The organism is Arthrobacter sp. zg-Y40 (assembly GCF_020731535.1).
Taxonomy (GTDB): Bacteria; Actinomycetota; Actinomycetes; order Actinomycetales; family Micrococcaceae; genus Arthrobacter_B.
Window position 1 is genome coordinate 134013 of record NZ_JAJFZS010000001.1, and the last position, 25641, is coordinate 159653.

Annotated in this window: 22 protein-coding genes; 14 read left to right on the forward strand and 8 right to left on the reverse strand. The window is 65.4% G+C overall.

Annotation, left to right across the window (positions count from 1 at the left end; genetic code table 11):
- Positions 1-37: 37 nt before the first annotated feature.
- Entirely contained in the window at positions 38-481 is a 444-nt protein-coding gene (locus tag LJ754_RS00615; protein WP_227913810.1) for a Fur family transcriptional regulator, read from the forward strand.
- A 33-nt stretch (positions 482-514) separates the two neighbouring features.
- Here LJ754_RS00615 and LJ754_RS00620 read toward each other — a convergent pair whose 3' ends face one another.
- The 5 genes from LJ754_RS00620 to LJ754_RS00640 form a co-directional block, all read right to left on the reverse strand.
- Positions 515-1399, reverse strand: coding sequence for a metal ABC transporter permease (locus LJ754_RS00620; protein WP_227913809.1), 885 nt, complete (start codon positions 1397-1399; stop codon positions 515-517).
- Positions 1386-2252 carry a metal ABC transporter ATP-binding protein gene (locus tag LJ754_RS00625; RefSeq protein ID WP_442860295.1) on the reverse strand — a complete coding sequence of 289 codons (867 nt, stop codon included), beginning with the start codon at positions 2250-2252 and terminating at the stop codon, positions 1386-1388. The genes LJ754_RS00620 and LJ754_RS00625 overlap by 14 nt, the downstream gene beginning before the upstream one ends.
- Positions 2207-3166: a metal ABC transporter solute-binding protein, Zn/Mn family gene (locus tag LJ754_RS00630; RefSeq protein WP_227924928.1), complete on the reverse strand. Its 960-nt coding sequence runs from the start codon at positions 3164-3166 to the stop codon at positions 2207-2209. Before LJ754_RS00630 ends, LJ754_RS00625 begins: the two co-directional genes overlap by 46 nt.
- A 121-nt stretch (positions 3167-3287) precedes the next feature.
- Complete coding sequence (locus LJ754_RS00635; RefSeq protein WP_227913806.1) at positions 3288-4352, reverse strand: hemolysin family protein; 1065 nt, start codon at positions 4350-4352, stop codon at positions 3288-3290.
- Positions 4349-5722: a hemolysin family protein gene (locus LJ754_RS00640; RefSeq protein ID WP_227913805.1), complete on the reverse strand. Its 1374-nt coding sequence runs from the start codon at positions 5720-5722 to the stop codon at positions 4349-4351. Before LJ754_RS00640 ends, LJ754_RS00635 begins: the two co-directional genes overlap by 4 nt.
- 461 nt (positions 5723-6183) lie before the next feature.
- On the opposite strand from LJ754_RS00640, the gene LJ754_RS00645 reads away from it, so the two are divergent.
- The 6 genes from LJ754_RS00645 to LJ754_RS00670 all read left to right on the forward strand — a co-directional run bounded on the left by LJ754_RS00645 (position 6184) and on the right by LJ754_RS00670 (position 17174).
- On the forward strand, positions 6184-10002 hold the full coding sequence (locus LJ754_RS00645) for a multifunctional oxoglutarate decarboxylase/oxoglutarate dehydrogenase thiamine pyrophosphate-binding subunit/dihydrolipoyllysine-residue succinyltransferase subunit (protein WP_227913804.1): 3819 nt from the start codon (positions 6184-6186) through the stop codon (positions 10000-10002).
- 62 nt (positions 10003-10064) lie between these two features.
- Positions 10065-10664, forward strand: coding sequence for a GDSL-type esterase/lipase family protein (locus LJ754_RS00650; RefSeq protein WP_227913803.1), 600 nt, complete (start codon positions 10065-10067; stop codon positions 10662-10664).
- Positions 10665-10937: 273 nt separating this feature from the next.
- Positions 10938-12695, forward strand: a complete 1758-nt coding sequence (locus LJ754_RS00655) for an ABC transporter family substrate-binding protein (RefSeq protein WP_227924929.1) — start codon at positions 10938-10940, stop codon at positions 12693-12695.
- A 110-nt stretch (positions 12696-12805) separates the two neighbouring features.
- On the forward strand, positions 12806-14338 hold the full coding sequence (locus tag LJ754_RS00660; protein ID WP_227924930.1) for an ABC transporter permease subunit: 1533 nt from the start codon (positions 12806-12808) through the stop codon (positions 14336-14338).
- 11 nt (positions 14339-14349) lie between these two features.
- Positions 14350-15393 (forward strand): ABC transporter permease, encoded by a 1044-nt coding sequence (locus tag LJ754_RS00665; RefSeq protein ID WP_227913800.1) that lies wholly within the window; start codon positions 14350-14352, stop codon positions 15391-15393.
- Positions 15390-17174: an ABC transporter ATP-binding protein gene (locus LJ754_RS00670; RefSeq protein WP_227924931.1), complete on the forward strand. Its 1785-nt coding sequence runs from the start codon at positions 15390-15392 to the stop codon at positions 17172-17174. Before LJ754_RS00665 ends, LJ754_RS00670 begins: the two co-directional genes overlap by 4 nt.
- A gap of 66 nt (positions 17175-17240) precedes the next feature.
- On the opposite strand, the gene LJ754_RS00675 is transcribed toward LJ754_RS00670, so the two are convergent.
- A complete protein-coding gene (locus LJ754_RS00675; RefSeq protein WP_227924932.1) occupies positions 17241-18206 on the reverse strand; it encodes a zinc-binding dehydrogenase in 966 nt (321 codons plus the stop codon).
- A gap of 140 nt (positions 18207-18346) precedes the next feature.
- Here LJ754_RS00675 and LJ754_RS17010 point away from each other — a divergent pair, with 140 nt between their 5' ends.
- Positions 18347-18421, forward strand: a complete 75-nt coding sequence (locus LJ754_RS17010) for a 50S ribosomal protein bL37 (protein WP_369299106.1) — start codon at positions 18347-18349, stop codon at positions 18419-18421.
- A gap of 92 nt (positions 18422-18513) precedes the next feature.
- On the opposite strand, the gene rsrA is transcribed toward LJ754_RS17010, so the two are convergent.
- Positions 18514-18774, reverse strand: coding sequence for a mycothiol system anti-sigma-R factor (rsrA, locus tag LJ754_RS00680; RefSeq protein WP_227913797.1), 261 nt, complete (start codon positions 18772-18774; stop codon positions 18514-18516).
- Complete coding sequence (locus LJ754_RS00685) at positions 18771-19451, reverse strand: sigma-70 family RNA polymerase sigma factor (RefSeq protein WP_227913796.1); 681 nt, start codon at positions 19449-19451, stop codon at positions 18771-18773. The genes rsrA and LJ754_RS00685 overlap by 4 nt, the downstream gene beginning before the upstream one ends.
- A 267-nt stretch (positions 19452-19718) precedes the next feature.
- Here LJ754_RS00685 and LJ754_RS00690 point away from each other — a divergent pair, with 267 nt between their 5' ends.
- The 6 genes from LJ754_RS00690 to LJ754_RS00715 all read left to right on the forward strand — a co-directional run bounded on the left by LJ754_RS00690 (position 19719) and on the right by LJ754_RS00715 (position 25641).
- Positions 19719-20267, forward strand: a complete 549-nt coding sequence (locus tag LJ754_RS00690) for a DoxX family protein (protein WP_227913795.1) — start codon at positions 19719-19721, stop codon at positions 20265-20267.
- 5 nt (positions 20268-20272) lie between these two features.
- Complete coding sequence (aroA, locus tag LJ754_RS00695) at positions 20273-21598, forward strand: 3-phosphoshikimate 1-carboxyvinyltransferase (RefSeq protein WP_227924933.1); 1326 nt, start codon at positions 20273-20275, stop codon at positions 21596-21598.
- A 2-nt stretch (positions 21599-21600) separates the two neighbouring features.
- Complete coding sequence (gene rsgA, locus LJ754_RS00700; protein WP_227924934.1) at positions 21601-22716, forward strand: ribosome small subunit-dependent GTPase A; 1116 nt, start codon at positions 21601-21603, stop codon at positions 22714-22716.
- Positions 22717-22797: 81 nt separating this feature from the next.
- Positions 22798-23607: a histidinol-phosphatase gene (gene hisN, locus LJ754_RS00705; RefSeq protein ID WP_227913792.1), complete on the forward strand. Its 810-nt coding sequence runs from the start codon at positions 22798-22800 to the stop codon at positions 23605-23607.
- Between the two features lie 2 nt (positions 23608-23609).
- On the forward strand, positions 23610-24383 hold the full coding sequence (locus LJ754_RS00710) for a class I SAM-dependent methyltransferase (protein WP_227924935.1): 774 nt from the start codon (positions 23610-23612) through the stop codon (positions 24381-24383).
- A 166-nt stretch (positions 24384-24549) separates the two neighbouring features.
- Complete coding sequence (locus LJ754_RS00715; RefSeq protein WP_227924936.1) at positions 24550-25641, forward strand: carboxylate-amine ligase; 1092 nt, start codon at positions 24550-24552, stop codon at positions 25639-25641.

Sequence of the window (25641 nt, forward strand, 5' to 3'; positions counted from 1 at the left end):
AGGGGTTCGCCCGACCAATACGCCTGGAGGAACCGCCGTGTCACCAGAGACATCCCGGACGTCCAAGCGGGCACCGGAAACGCGTGTGACCCGCCAGCGCCTGGCAGTGGGCCGCACCTTGGACGAACTGGACGACTTTGTCAGCACCCAGGAACTTTTCCGGTTGCTGCAGGAGCGCGGTGAACGGATTTCGCTGGCCACCGCCTACCGGATCCTGCAGTCCATGGCTGACGAGAATCTGGTGGATGTCCTGCGCACGGGCGACGGCGAGGCGCTGTACCGGCGCTGCGCCGTCGGACACCATCATCACCATTTGGTCTGCCGCGAGTGCGGCAAGGCGGTGGAGGTGGAAGCACCGGCCGTCGAAAGCTGGGCGGCAGGGCTGGGCGCCAGGCACGGGTTCACCGAGGTGGCCCACACCGTTGAAGTCTTCGGGCTGTGTCCCGAATGCAGCGCCGCCAAAGCAACCCCGTCACCCTAGGTTCCGGCAGCCGGCCCAGGTTCGGGGTAACCCTTAGGCCCCGGCGGTGGCCGTGTTCCGGCTCAGTTCACGCCGGGAACCGCTGCGGACGCGCCGGATAATCCGGCACACCAGGTAGATCACGAAGGACACCGTGGTGACGTACGGGCTGATCGGAATCCGGCCGCCCAGGGCCAGCAGGATGCCGCCCACCGACGAAACCAGCGCAAAGGCCACGCTGAGGAACACCACCAGCCGCGGCGAGGAAGTCACCAGCAGTGCCGCAGCCGCAGGGGTGATCAGCAGCGAAAGCACCAGCAGCGCCCCCACCACCTGGATGGACAGGGCTACGGCCAGGCCCAGCAGGAACATAAAGACAATCGACAGCACCCGGACCGGCACGCCGCGTGCCTCAGCCAGGTCCGGATCGGCGCTGGCGAAGGTCAACGGCCGCCAGATGAAGAGCAGGGCTGCCACCACCACGGCCGCCACGCCGGCCAGCAGGTTCAGCTGGACGGCGTCCACCGCGACTATCTGCCCGGTCAGCAGGCCGAACTTGTTGGCGGAGCGCCCTTCATAAAGGCCCAGGAATAGGATGCCCAGGCCCAGTCCGAAGGGCATGATCACCCCGATGATCGAATTCCGGTCCCGGGCCCGCAAGCCCATCACGGCAAGCAGGACGGCGGCGGCAACGGACCCGGCCAGGGAGCCGACCACCACGTTGGCCCCGATCAGCAGGGCGAAGGACGCGCCGGCGAAGGAGAGTTCGGCAATGCCGTGCACCGCAAAGGCGAGGTCGCGCATCAGCACGAAGGTGCCGATCAATCCGCCGACCAGCCCCAGAATGGCTGCGGCCCAGATGGAGTTCTGCACCAAGGGCAACAGCTCGCCGTAGTCGCTGAAGTCAAAAACGGCGTCGAAGAAGCTACGCAGGTCCAAGGTCCCCCTCGCTTTCTCCGTGGTGGTGGGTGGTGGCGTCCGGAATGCCCAGGACCACAATGCGGCCATGGCTGCGCAGCACTTCAACCCGGCTGCCGTACATTTCGGACAGGACGTCGCTGCGCAGCACCTCGGCAGGCGTGCCGGTGCGGAACTGGCCGCCCGCGAGGTACAGCACCCGGTCCACGTATTCGATCACCGGGTTGATCTCATGGGTCACAAACACAACGGCGGAACCGTCGTCGTGGCAGCGCTGCTCAATCAGCGAGCTGATCGCCTGCTGGTGATGCAGGTCCAGGGACAGCAGCGGCTCGTCGCAGAGCAGCAGGTCCGGGTTGGTAGCCAGCGCCTGGGCGGCACGCAGCCGCTGCAGCTCACCCCCGGACAGCTGTCCCACGGGTTCATCGGCGTAGGAGGTGGCCCCCACCTGTTCGAGCAGCCGGTCCACCCGGCGCCGCACCGGTGCCCGGCGCAGGCGCAGGCCCCAGCGGTCGCCGTCGACGCCGAGCCCCACCAGGTCCCGGCCGCGCAGCGGCGTGCCGGGGCTGAAGGACTTCTGCTGCGGTATATAGCCGATGTCCTTGCTGCCGCGGTGCACGTTGCGGCCGTTGATGGTCACGGTGCCGCCGGTGAGGGGCTGCAGCCCCAGCAGGACCTTCAGGAAACTGGTCTTTCCGGAGCCGTTGGGCCCCAGCACGGCCAGGAACTCCCCCGCGTTGATGTCCAGGTCCAGGTTCTTCCACAACGTGCGGCCGCCGAAGGAGAGACCGGCATCGCGCAGCCTGACCACCGGCTCTGCGGGAGGCTTCACTGCAGCACCCTTTCCATGGCGGCCGTGTTGGCGGTCATCCATTGCAGGTAGTCCTGCCCTTCGGGCAGGGTTTCAGTGAAGTCCAGCACCGGCACGTCCGCATCCTGCGCGGCTTCACGGACCGCTTCGGTCTGGGATGTGGAGGTCTGTTCGTTGTAGCCCAGGAAAGCGATTCCGCCGCCGGTGACCAGATCCTGCATTTGACTCAGGATCCGCGGCGGTACATCGGAGCCTTCCTCGACGGCTTCGGTGAAGTCCGACGGCGTCACGTTGTGCAATCCGGCTTCCTCCACCAGATAGTCCGGCACCGGCTCGGTCAGGGCGACGTCGCGTCCCCCGGCGGTTTCCCGAAGGGCAGCCAGGGAGGCGTTGATCTTCTCGATGCCAGCATTGAAGTCCGCGGCGTTGCTGCGGAAGGTTTCGGCGGCACCGGTGTCCAGGCCGGCCAGGCGTTCCGCAGCGGCCTCTGCCAGCAGGCCCATGGCTTCGGGGCTGTACCAGACGTGCTCGTTGAACGAACCGTGGTTGTGCCCGGCGTGGTCTTCGGCGTGATCTTCCCCGGCATGTCCATCCCCGCCGGAGTCCTCAAGGCCGGAAATTTCCACAGCGTTGAGGATGTCCTCCGCGGGGATTCCCTCATCCTCCGCGAGTTTTTCCATAAAGCTGTCATAGCCGCCGCCGTTCAGCACCACCAGATCGGCCTTGGACACGGCCAGGCGGTCCCGTGCAGTGGCTTCGTAGGAATGCGGGTCCTGGCTCGGCCGGTCAATCAGCGCTGTCACTTCCACGTTTTCGCCGCCCACCAGGCTCAGGATGTTGCCGTATACGTCCGTGGACGCCACCACGTTCACTACGTCGTCGTTAGCATCTTCGGGTTCCCCGCTGCCGGAGCAGCCGGCCAACGCCAGAGCGCCGGCCATGAGGGTTGCGGCCAGACGGGCGGGGATGCGGGGCATAAGGGGGTGTGCTCCTGATAGGCGTGGGTAAGGTAGCGCGCCCGGCCGGCGCCGGAGCCTTCCCAGCATAACCTAAACGCGAATCGTTCGCATCTAGATTATGCCGGGCCGGCGCATTCAGTTACAGGCTTTCGCCCGTCCGCCTGAACCCCTGCGCCTGGGTGGCATCCCGGATCTCCCCGATGAGCTGTTCGATGATGTCCTCCAGGAACAGCACGCCCCGGGTGGTTCCCTCCCGGTCCAGCACGCGGGCCAGGTGGGAGCCGGTGCGCTGCATCACGGCCAGCGCATCTTCGATTTCGTCATCCAGGCGCAGGTTGGCCAGGGTGCGGACCTTGTTCTCCGTGATCGGCCGTTCATAGGCTTCCAAAGGAATCGACATGATGTCCTTCAAGTGCATGTAGCCGGTCAGGTTTCCCGCTTCGTCCACCAGGACAAAGCGCGAGAACCCGGTCCGGCCCACCGCCCGCTCGAATTCGGCAGGAGTGGAATCGGTCCGCAGCGTCACCAGTTCCTCCAGCGGCACCATGACCGTGCCGGCGGTCTGCCCGGAGAATTCCAGTGCCCCGGAAATGATGCCGGAGTTATCGGCTACCGTCCCCAGCTTGGTGGACTCTTCGACGATGGACTGCATTTCCTCCAGTGTGAACGCGGAGGCCACTTCGTCCTTGGGCGTGATGCCCATCAGCCGCAGGGCATGGTTGGCCAGCCAGTTCAGCGTGCCGATGACGGGCCGCACCAGCTTCGAGATGAATACCAGCGGCGGTGCCAGCAGGAGCACGGCCCGGTCCGCCACGGACACCGAGATGTTCTTGGGGACCATCTCGCCGATGGTTACGTGCAGGAAGGTGACCGCCAGCAGCGCCACCAGGAAACCGGCGCCGTCGGCCGCTTCTACCGGCAGTCCCACCGCTTCCAGCGGCACGGACAGCAGGTGGTGGATGGCCGGCTCGGCCACGGACAGGATCAGCAGCGAGCAGACGGTGATGCCAAGCTGGGCGCAGGCAAGCATCAGCGAGACGTGCTCCATGGCCCACAGCGTGGTTTTGGCCCGCTTGCTGCCAGCCTCGGCATACGGCTCGATCTGGCTGCGGCGCGCGGACATCACGGCAAACTCGCCGCCTACAAAGAAGGCGTTGCCCAGCAGCAGGACCACGAGCCAGAAAATTCCTGCCAGGTCACTCATCGGATGCCTTCCCTGCGTGCCGGCCGTTCTGCAGCGGCAGCGTCCTCGTCCTCCACATGGGATTCATCCTGTTCTTCGTCCTGCGGAATGAAGCTCACCCGGTCAATGCGCCGGCCGTCCATCCGTTCCACTTCCAACAGGCCGCCGGGTACCGGAACGCGGTCCCCGGCCCGGGCAATGCGGCCCAGTTCAGCCATGATGTAGCCGCCCACAGTTTCATAGCCGGCTTCGTCGGGCATCCGCAGCAGCGGCACCAGTGCCGATACTTCGTCGGGACGCATGATTCCGGGGAAGTACCAGGCGCCGGAAGCGCTCTGCAGTACGCCGGGCTTGGCCTTGTCATGCTCGTCGGACACCTCGCCGACAATTTCCTCGACCAGGTCCTCGAGCGTGGCAACGCCGGCGGTTCCGCCGTATTCATCAAGGACGACGGCGAGCTGCAGGTTCGCGTTGCGCAGTTCCGAGAGCAGGGAATCCAGGTGCACCGTTTCCGGCACCCGCAGGACCTCGCTCATGATCGCCGCCGCAGGGAGCGTGGCCCGCCGGCTGCGGGGTACGGCCACAGCCTTCTTTACATGTACGACGCCGCGGATATCGTCCGGGGAGTCCCCCAGCACCGGGAACCGCGAGTAGCCGGTCCGGCGCGCAGCTTCGATGACGTCGGCCACCGGCTGTTCGGCGTCGATCGTCTCCAGCCTGATGCGCGGGGTCATCACGTCGGCCGCTGTGCGGCCGGCAAAGGAGAACGTGCGGGAAAGGAACGCTGCGGTGTCCTTGTCCAGGGTGCCCATTTCCGCCGACCGCCGCGCCATGGACGAAAGTTCGGACGGGGTCCGGGCGCCGGAGACCTCTTCCTTGGCCTCAAGGCCGAAGAGGTGCAGGATGCGGTTGGCAAAACCGTTCAGCAGCAGGACGGCAGGCTTGAACACCACGGTGAAGGCCAACTGCGGCCGGGCCAGCGCCTTGCCGATGCGGAAGGGCATGGCAATAGACATGTTCTTGGGGATCAGTTCACCCAGCAGCATGGAGAGGAACGTTGCCAGGATCATGGCAACGGTGACCGAGACGGAGGCCACGGCCACGGGCGGCAGTCCGACGGCCGTCAACGGTGTTTCCAACAGCCGGCCCACCGAGGGCTCCATAACGAAACCCGTCAGGAGGGTGGTCATGGTGATGCCCAGTTGGCAGCTTGAAAGCTGGGTGGAAAGCGTGGTCAGGCAGCGCAGCAGCGGTTCGGCTGCCTTGTCACCGTTTTCCACTGCGCGGCGGACGGAGGGCTGGTCCAAAGCCACCAGGGCGAATTCCACTGCGACGAAGAAGCCCGTGCCAAGAATGAGCAGCAGGCCGAACAGCAAATACAGCCATTCCATGTCAGGCCACCGCCATTAAAGAAAGGGGTGAGTGCGATGCAGCGAAACGTTCAGACGGAGGGTGGTCGACTGCAGCCGAACTGGAAGGCTCCGAAGAAGCGGCAGGCGAATGCTGGGGTGAACGTGTGCGGGCTTTGCCGGCTCGGGGCGCACCGGCTGCGGCAACCGCAGTCCGGGACGCAGGCCGGCGCCTAGAGAAACTGTCCATAGGAAAGCCAGTTTACAGGTTTGCGCCGCCCCCGCCACAGCCGCTTCCGGAGGCTGCGCCATACCCTTCCCGGGCTGATCGGCAGGCAAGGCGTTCATGCAACAGTGCGGGATTGGCCACATCTTCGAATATGTCACTAGACTGGCATGAAGTCTCGGTCACTGCGCACCGGGCCGCACCAGCAAGTCTTGAGGCGGAACCGCTCATGGTGCCATCAGGGCAAACGGCAACTCATGGAAGAGGCGTATATCTAGTGCCAGACCAATCCAACCACCGCCTGCCGGAGGAATTCGGGGGCAACGAGTGGCTTGTCGATGAACTGTACGAACAGTATTTGTCGAACAAGGATTCCGTTGACAAGAAGTGGTGGAGCATTTTCGAATCCTTCAAAGCTGAAGACGCCAAGTCAGGCAATGGTTCAAATGGCTCCAACGGCTCCGGTGCACCATCAGAGCTCGGTGCCCACCCGGTAACCCGGCAGCTGCCGGCCGTACGGGCAGAGTCGACCGCCCCCAACGCACCCAAGGCATCCGGCGAGTCCCCCGCTGCAACGCAGCAGTCGGGCAAGCCGCCGGTGGCAAAGGAACCCGCCAAGGCCGCTACCCCGGCTGAAGCTCCCAAGGCCGAAGCTCCCAAGGCTGCCCCCATCCCCGCACAGCTGCCCAAGACCCAGCCCAGCGATGCCGCCACCGAAGAGGACAAAGTCACCGTCCTGCGCGGACCGGCCAAGGCCATTGCGACCAACATGGACCTGAGCCTGACCGTTCCCACGGCAACCACGGTGCGGGCCATTCCCGCCAAGCTGCTGATCGACAACCGGATCGTTATCAACAGCCACCTGGAGCGTGCCCGCGGCGGCAAGGTTTCCTTCACTCATCTGCTCGGCTACGCCATTATCCGTGCGGCCGCCCAGTTCCCGTCCATGAACGTGCACTACGACGAAGTGGACGGCAAGCCCGTTGCCGTCCAGCCGGCACACGTGAACTTCGGCCTGGCCATCGACATGCCCAAGCCGGACGGCACCCGCCTGCTGGTGGTACCGAACATCAAGAAGGCCGAAACCCTGAACTTCTCGGAGTTCTGGCACGCCTATGAGGACCTGGTCAAGCGGGCCCGCGCAGGCAAGCTCGGCGCCGACGACTACCGCGGCACCACCATTTCCCTGACCAACCCGGGCGGCATCGGCACCGTGCATTCTGTGCCCCGCCTCTCCAAGGGCCAGGCCGCCATCATCGGCGCCGGCGCCCTCGAGTACCCGGCGGAGTTCCAGGGCGCAAACGAGAAGATCCTCGCCCGCAACGCCATCAGCAAGGTCATCACCCTGACCTCCACCTATGACCACCGCGTCATCCAGGGTGCCGGCAGCGGCGAGTTCCTGCGCATCATCCACCAGCTGCTGCTGGGCGAGCAGGGTTTCTACGATGAGATCTTCGAATCCCTGCGCATCCCGTACGAACCGGTCCGCTGGAGCCCCGACATCCAGGTCAACCCTGACGAGCAGATCAACAAGGTTGCCCGGATCCAGCAGCTGATTCACGCCTACCGGGTCCGCGGCCACCTGATGGCCGACACCAACCCGCTGGAATACGTGCAGCGCCGCCATGCGGACCTGGACGTCCTCAACCACGGCCTGACGCTCTGGGACCTGGACCGCGAGTGGCCCACGGGCGGCTTCGGCGGCAAGCCGATGCTGAAACTGCGCAAGATCCTCGGCGTCCTGCGCGATGCGTACTGCCGCACGGCGGGCATCGAGTACATGCACATCCAGGACCCCGAAGAGCGCCAGTGGTTCCAGGACCGCCTGGAAACCAAGTACACCAAGCCCACCCGCGAAGAGCAGCTGCGTATCCTGAGCAAGCTCAACGCTGCGGAAGCCTTCGAAACCTTCCTGCAGACCAAGTTCGTGGGCCAGAAGCGCTTCTCGCTGGAAGGTGGCGAATCCCTGATTCCGCTGCTCGATGCGGTGATTTCCGGTGCCGCCGACGACGGCCTCGAAGAGGTTGGCATCGGCATGGCCCACCGCGGGCGCCTCAACGTGCTGACCAACATTGCGGGCAAGACCTACGCCCAGGTCTTCCGTGAATTCGAAGGCACACAGGATCCGCGCAGCGTCCAGGGTTCCGGCGACGTGAAGTACCACCTCGGCACCGAGGGCACCTTCACCTCCGACAACGGAAACCAGACCAAGGTTTACCTCGCAGCCAACCCCTCCCACCTCGAAGCCGGCGACTCGGTGCTCGAAGGCATTGTCCGCGCCAAGCAGGACCGCCTGGATAAGGGCGACGAATTCCCCGTCCTGCCGATCCTCGTGCACGGCGATGCGGCCTTCGCAGGGCAGGGCGTGGTGGCGGAAACGCTGAACCTCTCCCAGCTGCGCGGCTACCGCACCGGCGGCACCATCCACGTGGTGGTCAACAACCAGGTGGGCTTCACCACCTCCCCCACCTCCTCCCGCTCCTCGGTCTACTCCACCGACGTCGCGAAGATGGTCCAGGCGCCCATCTTCCACGTCAACGGAGACGACCCCGAAGCAGTGGTCCGCGTGGGCCAGCTGGCGTATGAATACCGCCAGCGCTTCCACAAGGACGTTGTCATCGACATGGTCTGCTACCGCCGGCGCGGACACAACGAAGGCGACGACCCTTCGATGACCCAGCCGATGATGTACAGCCTGATCGAGGCCAAGCGTTCGGTACGCAAGCTCTACACCGAGTCCCTGATCGGCCGGGGCGATATCAGCCAGGACGAGGCCGAGCAGGCCCTGCGCGACTACCAGGGCCGCCTCGAGCGGGTCTTCGCTGAAACGCATGCCGCTCAAACCTCGCCCATCCCCGTGATCACCAAGGACACGGAAGCCATTTCCGACCTGGAGCGTCCTGCCGCCCAGCAGGAAGGCACCACGATCATCAAGCCGGCCAGCACCGCGGTTTCCCCCGAGGTCCTGGCGCACATCGGCAAGGCCCACGTGGCTGTGCCGGAAGGCTTCACCGTCCACCCGAAGCTGAAGTCACTGCTGGAGAAGCGCGAGCAGATGTCCCGCGAAGGCAACATCGACTGGGGCTTCGCAGAGATTGCGGCCTTCGGCTCGCTGCTGATGGAAGGCGTCCCCGTACGCCTTGCCGGCCAGGACTCCCGCCGCGGCACCTTCACCCAGCGCCACGCCGTCTTCCACGACCGGGCCACCGGCGAGGAATGGATGCCGCTGGCGGAGCTGGACCCGAACCAGGCGAAGCTGTGGATCTATGACTCCCTGCTTTCCGAATTCGCGGCCATGGGCTTCGAATACGGCTACTCGGTGGAACGCCCGGACGCCCTGGTGCTCTGGGAGGCGCAGTTCGGCGACTTCGTCAACGGTGCCCAGACCATCATCGATGAGTTCATCTCCTCCGCCGAGCAGAAGTGGGGCCAGCGTTCCTCGCTGGTGCTGATGCTCCCGCACGGTTACGAGGGCCAGGGTCCGGACCACTCGTCCGCCCGCATTGAGCGTTTCCTGCAGATGTGCGCGGAAGACAACATGATTGTTGCCAACCCGACTACGGGTGCCTCGCACTTCCACCTGCTGCGCCGTCAGGCGTACAGCCGGCCGCGGAAGCCCCTGGTCGTCTTTACGCCCAAGCAGCTGCTGCGCCTCAAGGCAGCGGCAACGTCGGTGGAGGACTTCACGCACGGCGAGTTCCAGCCGGTTATCCCCGAGCATGCCGAGCTGGATGCCAATGCCGTGGACCGGGTACTGCTGGTCTCCGGACGGCTGTACTACGATCTGCTGGCCAACCGCCAGAAGACCGGGGATGAGAAGACGGCCATTGTCCGGGTGGAGCAGCTTTACCCGATCCCGGTCGACGAGATCCGTGCCGCCGTGGGCAAGTACCCGAATGCGGAGATTGTCTGGGCACAGGATGAGCCGGCCAACCAGGGCCCGTGGCCGTTTATGGGCCTGAACCTGCCGCAGCACCTGGATTCCCGCCTGCGCCTGGTCTCCCGGCCGGCGTCGGCGTCCACCGCTACCGGCTCGGCCAAGCGCCATGCCGTGGAGCAGGACATCCTCGTGAAGAAGGCCTTCGAACGTCAGTAGGCTAGGTTTGGGGTGGGGCGCTTCGGCGTCCCACCCTGTTTTTTGACTTGAGAAGGTGACTAGTGGAACAACGCAGAATTCGGCTTGCTGCGGTGGGTGATGAGCTGCTGGCCGGACACGGGGATCCGCGGGCACTCGGCTGGCTGGGGCGTGTCCTGGCCCGCACCTCGCCCGACAACGTGAACCTTCAGGCCTACAGCCTTGCCGCGCCCCATGAGGGTACGGAGGCCCTTGCCAACCGGTGGCTCCCGGAAGCGGGACGCCGGTTCGAGGACGGCTGCGACAACCGCCTGGTCATCGGACTGTCGGACCGTGACCTGGATCTGGAGCTCACCACGGCGCGGAGCCGGCTGAACCTGGCGAACATCCTCGACGGTGCGGCCCAGATGAGCATCAAGGTCTTTGTCGTCGGGCCTCCCCCGGGGCTGAACCCGGAGCGGAACCGGAAGCTCGCGGACCTGTCTGCAGCCTTCGGCGATGTCACCACGCGGCGTAAGCACATGTACGTGGACACCCTCAATCCGCTGTTGAACCATGAGCAGTGGCGCACCGATCTGGCTGCCAACGGCGGAACGCCAGGCCAGGCAGGTTACGGCCTCATGGCATGGCTGGTACTGCACCGCGGCTGGTACCAGTGGCTCGACCTGCCAGATATGAACTAACTGCACGCTGCTGGCCTGCACAGCCTTCAAAAGGCCCTTCCGGATTGCTCCGGGAGGGCCTTTCTGCATGCATTTTCATCTTGTTTTCATGCAGCTCCCCATTTGTTCCCCCATGAGGCCACGATCAGGTAACGATCAGTTAACAACCCGTAACTTGTCTCACACCGGAAACATTTAGTGGTTAGTGTTTCTCCACATGTGGCGGCAATCACTCGCCGCGTGGGGGGCCATCTTTGGTGGTTCCTGACTCCTCATCACCAGTTAGGACTACAGATGCGTACTAAGCGCACGGCAGCTCTTGCCGCACTCTCCGTAGGTGCCCTGTTCCTGGGCGCCTGTGGATCCGCCGGGGGCGGAACCGAAAGCGAAGGCGGTGCCGACGAGACCGAAAACCTTGCCTCGACCATCACCGTCGCCATCAGCCAGGCTCCGGACGCGTACAACTCCGGTACGGCCAACACCAACAGCACGTACAACACGTACGTTGACAACCTGGTGCACAGCAACTTCGTGGAGTACAGCCCCAACGGCGTTATTCACAACGAAGAATTCGGCACCATGGAGAAGACCAGCGACGATCCGCTGACGGTGAAGTACTCCATCAACGAAGACGCCAAGTGGTCCGACGGTACGCCCATCGACTTCGACGACGTCCTGCTGAACTGGGCCGCCTACTCGGGCAAGACTGTGGGCGCCGACGGCGAGAACATCTTCCAGCCCTCCTCCACCAACGGTTTCTCGCAGACGAAGATGATCGAAGGCGAAGCAGGCGACAAGGAATTCGAGATGGTCTTCGAAACTCCTTACGCCGACTGGGAAGCCCTGATGATCGGCCCGCTCATGCCTGCGCACATCGCTGCGGAGCAGGGCGGTATGAGCACGGAGAACAACGGCGAGGCACTGATCAAGGCCATCCAGGCGAACGACGTTGCCGGGCTGACCCCCATGGCCGATTTCTGGAACACCGGCTGGAACTATGAGGCAGACCTTGCCAAGCTTCCGGATGCCAAGCTGATCCCGTCCTCCGGTCCGTACATGCTGGACAACGCCACTGACGGCACCCTGACCCTGAAGCGCAACGAGAACTACTGGGGCGACGAGCGCAAGGGCAAGACCGAGAACATTGTCTTCAAGGCAATCGAAGACACCGAGGCCGTTCAGGCCCTGCAGAACGGCGACGTCGACATCATCGAGCCGTCCGGCGCAACGGTTGACACGAAGACCGCCATCGAAAACATCGGTGACAGCGTTGAAATGCTGACCGGTCCGGAACTGACCTTCAGCCACATCGACCTGGACCAGTCCGAGAACGGTGTGTTCAAGGATCTGGCCGTACGCCAGGCCTTCGCCAAGTGCGTACCGCGTGAGGACATTGTCGAGAAGTTCGCGAAGCCGGTCGACGAAAACGCCACCGTGGACAACCTGCGCGAGTACCAGCCGGGCCAGGAAGATTACGAAGACGTCCTGGAAGGCGCGCCGTCGGCCAGCGACTACGACGAAGTGGACCTTGAGGGCGCCAAGAAGCTGCTCGCCGACGCCGGCAAGACCACCCCGGTCTCCGTGCGCCTGATGTTCTCCTCTACCAGCCAGCTGCGTGCGGACATCGTCACCTTGATCAAGAACTCCTGTGACCAGGCCGGCTTCGACATCGTTCCGACCCCGGACCCGAAGTGGAGCGCCAAGCTCTCCGAGCCCGGAGCATGGGATGCCATCCTGTTCGGTTGGGCCGGTTCCGGCCTGGCCGCCAGCGCGCAGTCCATCTACGTCTCCGACGGTGAGCAGAACTACGGCAAGTTCACCAACACGGAACTGGACAAGCTCTGGGACCAGATCGCCAGCTCCACTGACGCAGAAGAAGTCAAGGAACTGAAGACCAAGGCCGAGGAAATCCTGGCCGCAGAGGTCTACAACGTGGTCCTTTACGCGAACTCCGGAGTTGTTGCGCACACCTCCAAGATGGAGAACGTGGAATTGAACCCGAGCCAGAACGGCATCACTTGGAATGCCTACAAGTGGACCAAGCAGGCCTAGCCATACCACGCTAGCCGCAGCATAAGCGGGGATGGGCAGACCTCAGTGTCTGTCCATCCCCCTGCTTATGCCCGCAGTGTTCTTTAGCCCCACCCTCCAAGGAGCCCTCGGTGTTCTACTTCATTCTTAAAAGAGCGGTTTCCTCGTTCTTCATCCTCCTCGCCGCGACAGCCCTCATGTTTGTCCTGGCCATCAATTCCGGCGATCCTTACCACGACCTCGCAGAGCTGCGCGGTCCGGACAAAGAGTCCCGCATCGCAGCCCGCACCGAAGCCATGCACCTCGACCAGCCGGTCCATATCCGGTACATACTCTGGCTGCAGGAAATCGGCCGCTGCATCGTTCCGGGCGGGGCACAGTGCACCCTCGGCCTGGACCGCGTAGGCAACCCGGTTGTGGAGCAACTGCAGTCCGCTGTCGGCTCGACCTTCCGGCTGGTGATCGTAGCAACGGTGCTGGCGATCATCCTCGGTGTCCTGGTCGGCGTCGTCACGGCCCTTCGCCAGTACAGCGTGTTCGACTACTCGATCACCTTCGTAGCCTTCCTGCTCTTCTCCATGCCGCTGTTCTGGCTGTCCACGCTGCTCAAGCAGTACCTGGCCATTGGACTGAACACGTGGCTCGCGAATCCGGCCATGTCCTATCTGGGCATAGCGGTGCTGGGACTCGTGGCCGGTTTGATCTGGATGATCGTCATCGGCGGCGACACCCGCCGGCGGGTACGGGTCTTCGCCATCGCCGCAGTGGCAACCTCTCTGACTTTCCTGCTCCTGCTGATCACCGGATGGTTCAAGACTCCGGGCTTCGGTCCCTTCGGTGTCCTGGTCAGTGCCTTCGCCATCGCAGTGGGGGCCACGGCCCTGTTCGCCGGGTTCCGGCGCCGCCGCGTGGTCTACGCGACCCTTGCAACGGCAGCCGCAGGATTCGTCGGTTACTTGGTCACCATGCCCCTCATGGAAGATCCCAACTGGCTCACCATCGCCGCACTGGCGGTCGTGACTGTGGCTGTGTCCGCGGCCATCGGCCACTTTGTCGGCGGACCCTATGCCAAACAGGCCCGCCAGCTGACCGCCGTCGTCGGGCTGCTGATCGGTTTCATCGTCTTCCTGGACGCCCTCCTGCACGCCTACCCGTCGCTCTCACGCAAGAACGGCGGCCGGCCGATCCCCACCACCGGTTCCTCCACTCCCAACTTGGAGGGCACGTTCTGGGAGGTGAACCTGGATTACGCGCTGTACCTGATTCTGCCGACCATAGCCATCATGCTCATCTCCTTCGCCATGTACACCCGCTACACCCGGGCCAGCCAGCTGGACGTCATGACCCAGGACTACATCCGCACCGCCCGGGCGAAGGGCCTGAGCGAGCGGACCGTGGTAGTGAAGCACGCCTTCCGCAACGCGATGATCCCCATCACCACCCTGATGGCCTTCGACTTCGCCGGTGTCCTCGGCGGCGCCGTGGTCACGGAGTCGGTATTCGGCTGGAACGGCATGGGCAAGATGTTCACCGACGGGCTCACCAACGTGGATCCGAACGTCATCATGGCGTTTTTCCTCGTCACGGGCGTGGCCGCGGTGACCTTCAACATGCTGGCTGATATCGCGTACGCCTTCCTCGACCCGCGCATCAGCCTGAACTGATTGGCAGACCAATGACAGATAACAAGATTTCCCCTGACGGGTCGAAGGAGTCCAGCCCGGAGCTGGCAGCCATGACGCTGGCGAGCCAGCGGACCGTCACGGCAGACTCCCCCGCTACGCAGGGCGTCGTCGCCGAACCGAAAATCACTGAAGCCAAGAGCCAGTCCAAGCTGGTCCGCGAACGCTTCTTTCGGCACAAAGGTGCCATGGGCGGCATGATCGGCCTGCTCTTCATCGTGGTGCTGGCCTTCACCTCCATCGGCCTGAGTGTTGGCCCCGTACAGATTCCGGGCTGGTGGAAGCACACCTTCTCGGAAGTGATGGAAACATCCAACGGCGGCAGGCCCACCCTGTCCTGGACCGGGCTGGGTGAACACCCCTTCGGCCAGGATGCCCTGGGCCGGGACTACTTCGCCATGACCATGCGCGGGGCCCAGATCTCCCTGACCATCGCCTTCATTGTCGGTATTGTCGGCACCGTCATCGGCACCGTGGTCGGTGCCCTGGCCGGCTACTACCGCGGCAAGGTCGAAGCCGTCCTGATGCGCTTCACCGACGTCATCATCACCATCCCGCTGCTCGTGGTTGCCGCAGTCCTGTCCACCATCGTGGCCAAGGCCGGCATCGTGGTCTTCGCTGTCTTCCTTGGCATGCTCACCTGGACCGGCCTGGCCCGCATTGTGCGCGGCGAGTTCCTGTCCCTGCGGGAAAAGGAGTTCGTGGAAGCGGCCAAGTCGGTGGGCGCCACCTCGAGCAGGATCATCTTCAAGCACATCCTGCCCAACACCGTGGGCGTCATCATCGTTTCCGCCACGCTGGCCATCTCCGGAGCCATCCTGCTGGAAACCGCCCTGGGCTTCCTGGGCCTGGGCGTGCAGGAACCGGACACCTCACTGGGCAAGCTGATCAACGAGAACCGGTCCGCGATGACCGTCCGCCCCTGGGTCTTCCTGTGGCCGGGCATCTTCATTGTGGCCATCGCCCTTGCCGTGAACTTCATCGGTGACGGACTCCGGGATGCGTTTGATCCCCGACAGACAAGGAACAAGCAATGACCTCCACACCGGTATACAGCGACACCCCGGCGGCGGGAACAGCATCCGCCATCCTTGAGGTCAGCGGACTCGGCGTCGACTTCAACGTGGACAACGAGTGGGTCATGGCCGCCGAAGACGTGAACTACAACGTGTACCCGGGCGAAATCCTGGCCATCGTGGGCGAGTCCGGATCGGGTAAGAGCATGTCCTCCATGGCGTTGCTCGGCCTGCTCCCGGGCAACGGGCGCTCCACCGGCAGTGCCAAGCTGCAGGGCAAGGAACTGATCGGTGCGCCGCAGTCGGCGCTGCGGAAGATCCGCGGCAATGACATCGCCATGATCTTCCAGGAACCCATGACCGCACTGAACCCGGTGCTGACCGTGGGTGAGCAGATCAAGGAAATCATCGAGCAGCACACCGACGCCTCGCCGGCACAGGCGCGCGAGCGAGCCATTGAGCTGCTGCGCATGGTGGAAATCCCGGATCCGGAAACCCGCTACGGGAACTACCCGCACCAGTTCTCCGGCGGACAGCGCCAGCGCGCAATGATTGCCATCGCCATCGCCAATGATCCGATCCTCCTCATTGCCGACGAGCCCACCACCGCACTGGACGTCACCGTCCAGGCAGAGGTTCTGGAACTGCTGCGCAAGCTCAACAAACGCCTGAACAGTGCCATCCTGTTGATCACCCACGACATGGGCGTGGTGGCCGACCTGGCGGACAACGTGGTGGTGATGCAGAACGGCCGGATCGTGGAAGCGGCCTCTGTCGCGGACCTCTTCGGTGCCCCGCAGCAGGACTACACCAGGTCCCTGCTCGACGCCGTGCCGCACCTGGGCTCAAAGGTCGGCGGCGTGCTCGCCGCGGTGGAGGTGGAGGACGACGGTTCCCTGCAAATCACCGAGGCACCCCGCCAGGTGATGGTTGAATCCAACGAGGTGACCGACCCGACATCGTCGCAGACCCCGGCGCTGCAGTTGGAGAACGTCGCCATCGAATACCCGGGCCGGTTCCGCCAGCCGGCGTTCCGTGCCGTGTCCGATGTATCGTTCACCATCATGCCCGGCGAGGTCATGGGCCTGGTAGGCGAGTCCGGATCCGGCAAGTCCACCATTGGACGCGCCGTGACCGGGCTGCTGCCCGTGGCCGAAGGCAGCGTGCGGATCAACGGGACCGATATTGCCGGGCTTTCGCCCAAGAAAATGCGTCCGCTGCGGCGGAAGTTCGCCATCGTTTTCCAGGACCCGGCGGCGTCGCTGAATCCGCGCATGTCCATCGGCGAAAGCATCGGCGAGCCGCTGTTCCTGCACGAGAAGCTGTCCAAGGCAGACCTGGACAAGCGCGTGGAGAACCTGCTGGATGACGTGCAGCTGCCCAAGAGCTTCCGCAACCGCTACCCGCATGAGCTTTCCGGCGGCCAGCGCCAGCGCGTGGGTATTGCCCGGGCGCTGTCGCTGCGGCCGTCGCTGCTGGTGGCGGATGAACCGACGTCGGCCCTGGATGTCTCCGTCCAGGCCCGGGTGCTGGCGCTGCTGCAGGACCTGCAGCGCGAGTACGGCTTTGCGTGCCTGTTTGTCAGCCACGACCTGGCCGTGGTGGAAATCCTGGCCAGCCACATTGCCGTGCTGAACAAGGGCCGGATGGTGGAACAGGGCTCCACGGAGCAGGTGCTGAAGTACCCGCAGGATCCCTACACCCGGCGGCTGCTGGCAGCTGCCCCGGTCCCGGATCCGGCAGAACAGGCCTACCGGCGGGAGCAGCGCCACGCCCTGCTCTCCGCCGGCGGCACCGAGTAGGAACAGCACCAGGCGGCAGCTCCCGGACAGGAGCTGCCCCGGGTACGGCCCGGAACGGCGGCGGCGTCAGTGGCGGAAGACGATCTTCCCCACGACGTCGCCGTCCTGCATTTTCCGGAAGCCCTTTTCCGCTTCCTCCAGCGGCAGCACGGAGTCGATCTCCGGGCGCACTCCGGTGGCCAGCAGGAACGCCACCAGGCGCTGCAGCTCGGCACGGGTCCCCATAGTGGATCCGAGGACCTTCAGCTGCAGGAAAAACACGCGGTTCAGGTCCGCCGGCGGGTTGGGTCCGCTGGTGGCCCCGCAGGTCACCAGGGCACCGCCGGGCTTCAACGACTTCAGCGAATGGGCCCAGGTGGCCTCGCCCACCGAATCGAAAACCGTGTCCACCCGCTCCGGCAGCCGGGCACCGGCGTCGAAGACCTGTTCCGCACCCAACCGCAGGGCGTGCTCCCGCTTGGCTTCGCTCCGGCTGACGGCCCATACCCGGTACCCCGCAGCGGAAGCCATGCTGATCAGGGCCGTCGCCACTCCCCCGCCGGCGCCCTGGACCAGGACAGTGGATCCCGGCGCCGCAGGGTTGACCGTGAAGAGCATCCGGTATGCCGTCAGCCAGGCGGTGGGTAGGCAGGCCGCCTCCTCGAAGCTCAGCCCGGCGGGCTTCGGCACCAGGTTGCGTTCGGGAACCCACACTTCATCGGCCATGGCGCCGGGGTGTTTCTCCGAAAGCAGGCTCCGCCGCGGATCCAGGGTTTCATCCCCTTCCCAGCCCGGGGAGGACACAACGGCGTGGACAATAACCTCGTTGCCGTCGTCGTCGATGCCGGCGGCGTCACAGCCCAGGACCATGGGCAGGCGCTCGTCCGGCAGGCCCACCCCCTGCAGGGACCAGAGGTCGTGGTGGTTCAGCGCAGAGGCCTTGACCCGTACGCGCCGGAAACCTTCCGGCGGCTGCGGCGGCTCGAGCTCCCCCACCCGCAGGCCGCTGATCGGATCGCCGGCGGATTGGGTTTGTGCGTATACGGCTCGCATCTGGAAACTCCCTTGTTCGTTTTGCGGCTCTTCGTGACCCCAATCCTAGGGGTGGTGCCGGGCACAGGACCGTTTAGGCGTGCACGCGGGGCATGTGGGACACTGGAGGGCAGAACTTTTCGGAATCAAAGGAGGCAGCTATGAGCAAGCGTGCACGCAAGCGTCGTGACCGTAAGCGCGGCGGCGCTAACCACGGTAAGCGTCCCAACACCTAAGCAAGAATGGTGAGCCGCGTGGCCGTTTTTGGCCAGGCACAGAAAACCCCCGGTACCAGCAGGTACCGGGGGTTTTCATGCCTGCGGCGGTCTTAGTGGTCCGCTGTCTGGATCTGGCTGATGCGGCTGAGGATGCTTGCCTTCAGCGTCTCGGGAGCCGCTTCGGTGCAGGAACGCTTCACCACGGAGCGGATGACGCATTCCAGGTCGTGTTCCTGCGCGCACTCGGGACAGCCGTCAAGGTGTTCCTTGATTTCCACGAGGTCCTTGTGGGACAGCGCGCCGTCCAGGTACTCGTACAGCCGTTCGATGCGGGCGTCTTCGCAATCGCCCAGGCTCTGGCAATCGCTCATAGCTCATTCCCCTGTTTCTTGGTTGATGCGCCGGTTTCGGCTGCGGGCACTTTGCCCTTGATGCCGCGGTCGCGGGCATACTCCGCCAGGAGTTCTCGGAGCATCTTGCGCCCGCGGTGCAGGCGGGACATCACGGTGCCGATCGGCGTGTTCATGATTTCTGAGATTTCCTTGTACGCGAAACCCTCCACATCGGAGAAGTACACGGCAAGCCGGAACTCCTCCGGAATGGACTGCAGGGCATCCTTGACGTCGGAGTCGGGCAGATGGTCCAGCGCCACGGCTTCTGCGGAGCGCAACCCCGTGGAGCTGTGCTCGGCTGCGCGGGCCAGCTGCCAGTCCTCAACGCCCTCGGAATTGGCCTGCAGGGGTTCCCGCTGCCGCTTCCGGTAGAGATTGATGTAGGTGTTGGTCAGGATGCGGTACAGCCAGGCCTTGAGGTTGGTTCCCGGCCGGTACTGGTGAAAGGCGGAGAATGCCTTTGTGTAGGCCTCCTGCACCAGGTCTTCCGCGTCAGAGGGGTTCCGTGCCATCCGCATGGCTGCCGAATAGAGCTGGTCCACGTACTGCATGGCATCCTGCTCAAAGCGCAGCTTGCGTGCCTCGTCCGATTCGGTGGCAACGTCAAGTTCGAAGTTTTCCACGTGGGGGCTGCCTTCCGGCGCATCAGTTCTCATCACCTCCCAGTCTACGGTGCGGGCGGGCACCCGTACGCGTAGCTTCGGCTCCGGCGCAGTCTGCACTGCGGTCAGCGTGGCAGCTGGCACTATGGCGTCTCCTCAACAGTTGAAAGCACATCCTGATACTGGTCCCAACGACGGCGCCGGTCCCCCTATTCCCGCCGGAGGCCCGGATTGTGCCAAAGCCGCACGGAGCCGGACTAAGGTGGAGGCAGCACCAAATGTTGTTTTTCGCGTAACTTGTGGATTCGCCAGGAGGCACTTATGTCGTTAGTCCGTTTGATTGCACGCCCGCTGCTCGCCACCGGTTTTGTTGCCGTGGGCGTGGAGCGCCTTCGCAATGTTGACCAGACCGCCGAACAGCTCACCCCCACCCTTAACCTCATCGGCAAAACCGTACCGGCTGCTGCGGGGGCCGCTTCCAACCCCGTGCTGGTGGCCCGGGTTGCCGGGTACACCCAGGTAGCTGCTGCCTCCCTGCTGGGCATGGGCAAGTTTGCCCGTCTGGCGTCCCTGCTGCTCGCCGGCACCACCGCTCTGAACTCGGTGGTGGAGTACCGCAACGCAGAGGCTTCCACCGCTGCCGAGCGCAAGGAGCGGCGCAACCAGCTGCTCAAGAACCTCTCCCTGATCGGCGGCGTCCTGCTCTCCGCAGTGGACACGAACGGCCGTCCGGGACTGGCTTGGCGTGCCAACCACCTGGCCGCCGACACGGGCCGCAAGGGCCGTGCCGCTGCGAAGGCGGTCAAGAAGACCACCGGCAAGCAGCTCAAGGCCGTGTCCAACGCTGCGTCGGACATCGTGGGTTCCTAGCACCAATGACTGCTCCGAACGCCGGGTTGCCGGCACCCTGGCCCGCGCCCTTCGCTGCCTCGCCCGTGGAGGCAACCGTCTCCGTTCCGGGGTCGAAGTCGCTGACCAACCGCTACCTGGTCCTTGCCGCCCTCGCGGACGGCAGGTCCAGGCTGCGGACGCCCCTGCATTCCCGGGATTCGGAGCTGATGGTTTCCGCCCTCAGGGCGCTTGGCGCCGTTGTCACTGAAGTAGACGGCAGCGGCCCGTTCGGGCCCGATCTGCTGGTTGATCCCCTGCCCGCTGTCCTCCCCGCCGCGGCCGGTCCGCGGCGGGTGGACTGCGGGCTGGCCGGCACCGTGATGCGTTTTGTCCCGCCGCTGGCTGCCCTCGTGCCCGGCAGCACCGTATTCGACGGCGATCCGCACGCGCGGGTACGCCCCATGTCCGCTGTTATCGATGCGCTGCGCAGACTTGGGCTGCAGGTGGACGACGGCGGCCGCGGGACCCTGCCTTTTACGCTCACCGCGTCCGGCGCCCCGTCCGGCGGCCGGCTGGTGATCGACGCAAGCGCATCCTCACAGTTTGTCTCCGCCCTGCTGCTGGCCGCCCCCCGCTTCGAGAACGGCCTGCACCTGGTCCACCGCGGTCCGGCCCTGCCCAGCCCGGACCACGTCGCCATGACCGTGCATGTGCTGCGCAGCGTCGGCGTACAGGTGGACGATTCCGTTCCTAATGAGTGGCAGGTAGCGCCGGGCCCCATCGCCGCGTTCGACACGGCCATTGAACCGGACCTTTCCAACGCCGGGCCCTTCCTCGGCGCTGCCCTCGTCACCGGCGGCACCGTCCGCATTGCCGGTTGGCCCGCCGAAACCACCCAGGTGGGCGACAAATGGCGCAGCATCCTGCCCGCACTCGGCGCTGAGGTCCACCTCGCGGACGGCACCCTGACCGTCACCGGCAGCGGCCGGATCTCCGGCGCGGAGCTGGCCGGCACCAGCGAACTTGCCCCCACTGTCGCGGCGCTGTGTGCGCTTGCCGACTCTCCTTCCGTCCTTACCGGGATCGCGCACCTGCGCGGCCATGAAACCGACCGGCTCGCCGCCCTGGTCACGGAAATCAACCGGCTCGGCGGCGACGCCGAAGAAACACCAGACGGGCTGCTGATCCGCCCGGCCGCGCTGCACGGCGGCACCTGGAACACGTATGCGGACCACCGGATGGCCACGGCCGGGGCACTAATCGGCCTGGCCGTCCGCGGCGTCGAGGTGCAGGACATCGGCACCACCGCCAAAACCCTCCCCCAATTTCCCGAGCTGTGGCAGCAGCTGACCAAAACGGCGGTGGCATAACCATGGCGCGAAGCACCAGCGGCTGGGACGAATCCGACGTACGCGTCCGGCCCAACAAAAAGGGCTCACGCCCGCGCACCAAGGACCGTCCCGCCCATGACGACGCCGTCATCGGCCGGATCATCACCGTGGACCGCGGACGGTACACCGCCGTCGTGGACGAAGACACAGCAGATGAACGAACGGTCATTGCCGCCCGCGCCCGCGAACTGAGGCGCACTCCCGTGGTCGCCGGAGACCGGGTGGCACTGGTGGGCGATGTGTCCGGTGCCCCGGATACCCTGGCGCGGCTGGTCCGGGTGGAGGAACGCGCCACCGTCCTGCGGCGCAGCGCCGACGACACCGACCCGGTGGAACGCGTAGTGGTGGCCAATGCCGACCAGCTGGTGATCGTGGTGGCGGCCGCGAACCCGGAACCGCGCACCGGGTTCATTGACCGTGCCCTGGTGGCGGCGTACGACGCCGGCATCTCCCCGGTCCTGTGCATCACCAAGGCCGATATCAAGGACCCGGCGGAACTGCTGGCCAACTACGAGCACCTGGACCTGGAAGTCATCATCAGCCGCACCGCCGCCGCTGATGCCTCCGGCATCGACGCGCGTTCCGACGACGGCCTCTCCGCCAGGCTCCAGGGCACGGCCGTCGAGGCGCTGCACGGGGTCCTGGAAGGCAACGTGAGCGTGCTGGTGGGTCCCTCCGGTGTCGGCAAGTCCACACTGGTCAACGCCTTGACCGGCTCAGCACGGGCCACCGGCGGCGTCAACGCGGTGACCGGCCGCGGGCGGCACACCTCGTCGTCAGCGCTGGCGCTGCGGCTGAGCAACTCCCCCGCGGGCAGCTGGATCATCGACACCCCCGGAATCCGCTCCTTCGGCCTGGCGCACGTTGACCCGGACCGGATCCTGCAGGCCTTCCCCGACCTCGAGCCGGGAACCGCCGCTTGTGAACGCGGCTGCCGGCACGATTCGGCCGCCGTCGGCTGCGGACTGGATCCGTACGTTGAGCAGGGCCAGGCCGGTCCGGCCGGACCGGCCCGCCTGGCGTCGCTGCGCCGGCTGCTGGGTACCGGAACGCGTACCGAAAACAAGTCCTCCGCCAAAGAGCTGGGTGAGCAGTAGCCCGGCCGGTTGCCGGGACACCGCCTGCTTTACGGGCGAAATGCCGGGCAGCGGCCGCCGAATAAGGATAAGTTGAACAGTATGCCGTTCGTTCAAAACTACAACGATGACCTGCGCCTGGCCCATGTGATGGCCGATTCCGTGGATGACCAGACCATGTCGCGCTTCCGGGCCCTGGACTTGAAAATCGAGACCAAGCCCGACTTCACGCCGGTCACCGACGCCGACAAGGCTGCAGAAGATGCCATCCGCGGGCAGCTTTCGCGTGCCCGTCCCCGGGACGCGGTGCTGGGCGAGGAGTTCGGCTCCAGCGGCTCCGGTCCGCGCCGGTGGATCATCGACCCGATCGACGGCACCAAGAACTTCATCCGCGGCGTCCCCGTATGGGCCACCCTCATTTCCCTGGTGGACGACGGCGTGCCCGTCCTCGGCGTCGTCAGCGCTCCCGCGCTGGGCAAGCGCTGGTGGGCCGCCACCGGCACGGGCGCCTACATGGGCCGGTCGCTGGCCTCTGCCACCCGGTTGCAGGTCTCCAACGTTTCCCGGCTCTCCGACGCCTCGCTGTCCTACTCCAGTCTGGGCGGCTGGAAGGACCGCGGCAACCTGGAAGAATTCCTGGACCTGACTGAATCCGTCTGGCGCACCCGTGCGTACGGTGACTTCTGGTCCTACTGCATGGTCGCCGAAGGCGCCGTCGACATCGCCTGCGAGCCGGAACTGAACCTCTACGACATGGCGGCACTGGTACCTATCGTCACCGAGGCGGGCGGCCGGTTCTCCTCGCTGGAGGGCGAGGACGGCCCGTTCGGCGGCAATGCGCTGGCCACCAACGGGACGCTGCACAGCGAAGTGCTGCAGCGACTGAACCCCGACTTGGACGATCTGCTCTAACAGTGGGTACTTCCGGGCCCCGGCTGGAAGCGCTCCGGCGCCGCCAGCTGGCTGACAGCTATCAGGCCGGCGGGGAGCACTATGACCGCATCCGGCCCGGATACCCCGCCGAGGCCGTGGACTGGCTGGTTTCCCGCCCCGGCTTCCCGCCGGTCCGGGACGTGGCGGACGTCGGCGCGGGCACCGGGAAATACACCCGCGTCCTGCAGGCTGCCGGCCTGTCCGTGCACGCCGTGGACCCGTCCGCGGACATGCTGGCACAGCTCTCCCGCTCACTCCCGCAGGTTCCGGTCAGCGTCGGCACCGCGGAAGACACGGGCCTGCCCGACCGGTCTGCGGATACGGTCACGGTCGCCCAGGCCTGGCACTGGTGCGATCCGGGAGCGGCCAGCCGCGAGTTCTCCCGGGTGCTGCGCCCGCACGGGATCCTGGGCTTGGTCTGGAACCAGTTGGACGTCAGTGTGCCGTGGGTGCACCGCTATTCGCGCATCATCCACGCCGGAGATGTACTGCGCCCTGGATTCCGCCCGGAGCTGGGCCCGGAATTCATCCTGGAATCCTCCTCGACCGTTCCGTGGGCGCAGCAGATGACGCCCGAAGACCTGTTTGAGCTGGCCAAGTCCCGCGCCTTCTACCTCTCCGCAGATACCGCTGCACGCGAAAAGCTGCATGCTAACCTCACCTGGTACCTGTACGAACACCTCGGCCACCATCCCGGGGAAGTCCTGGACCTGCCCTATCTCACTCTCACCTGGCGGGCGGTCCGGGCAGCCTGAACAGTCCGGCGTCCGGCGGCGCCGGGCCGCCCGCTTCGGCCCGGCCAACGGCCTCCTGCGTGAACCGTGTGCTTCCATACGCCGCCGTCCCTAGAATTGGGAAACCCCGGCGAATTGGCAAACACCGGCGCATCCGAAAACCCCGGCGTATCAGGGAGATGAGCACATGGCCCTAACCTTCGGGATCGAGGAAGAATTCCTCCTCACCGATCCCCGCACGGGACTGCCCACCCAGGTCCCGGGACTGGCCCCGGCGCTGGCCTCCGGCGCTGCGGACAACTTCACCAGCTCCGCCGAGCTCCTGGACGCACAGGTGGAGAGCTCCACCCGGGTCTGCACGGACCGGCACGAGGCAATGGAGGCACTGCTTGGCTTCCGTACGGGGCTGGCGGCGGCGGCCGCTGCCGCAGGAGCCGCGGTTGCCGCCACCGGTACAGCTCCCCTGATGCCCTCAACTGCCGCCGTCTTTAATGACTCCGAACGGTACCAGAGCATGGGAATCCTGGCCGGGGCGGTAGCCAATGAGCAATACGTGAACGGCACCCATGTCCACGTCGGCATCGACTCGCGCGAGAGCGGGGTGCGGGTCCTGAACGGGCTGCGTCCGTGGCTGGCCCTGCTGGGCGCCCTGAGTGCCAATTCGCCGTATTGGCGCGGCGGGGACACCAGCTTCGCCAGCTGGCGGATGGTCCACTACCGCCGCTGGTCCGTACAGGGCTGCCCGCCGCTCTTCAAGGACGCCGAAGACTACGCCCGACGCCTCGCCGGGCTCCTGGCCACCGACGTCGTACCCGACGCCGGCCACGTGGGCTGGGCAGCCCGGCTCTCGGAGCACTTTCCCACCGTGGAGGTCCGGATTGCCGACGCACAACTGCAGGCACGGGACTCCGTGCTGCTGGCAGTGCTGGTCCGGGCGCTGGTGGCAACCCTTGCCTCAGCCGGAAACGAGGGGGACCTTGCCGCTGTTCCCGATCCCGAGCTGCTCGACGTGGGCCTGTGGCAGGCTGCACGGTTCGGCCTGGGCGGAAACCTGTTGGCCCATCACGGTGGCAGCATCCCGGCCGCCGACCATCTGGCCGCGTTGCTGGACTACGTGTCACCGGCCTTGGACGCGAGCGGAGACCGGGACTTCGCACTGGCAGGAATTGCCAGGCTCCTTGCCGCCGGCACCGGCGCGGAGCGGCAGCGGGCCGCCGTGCACTCAGGCGGCTTTACCGCCCTTGCGGACCTCTACGCCGAAACGCTGACGGCCGAGTAG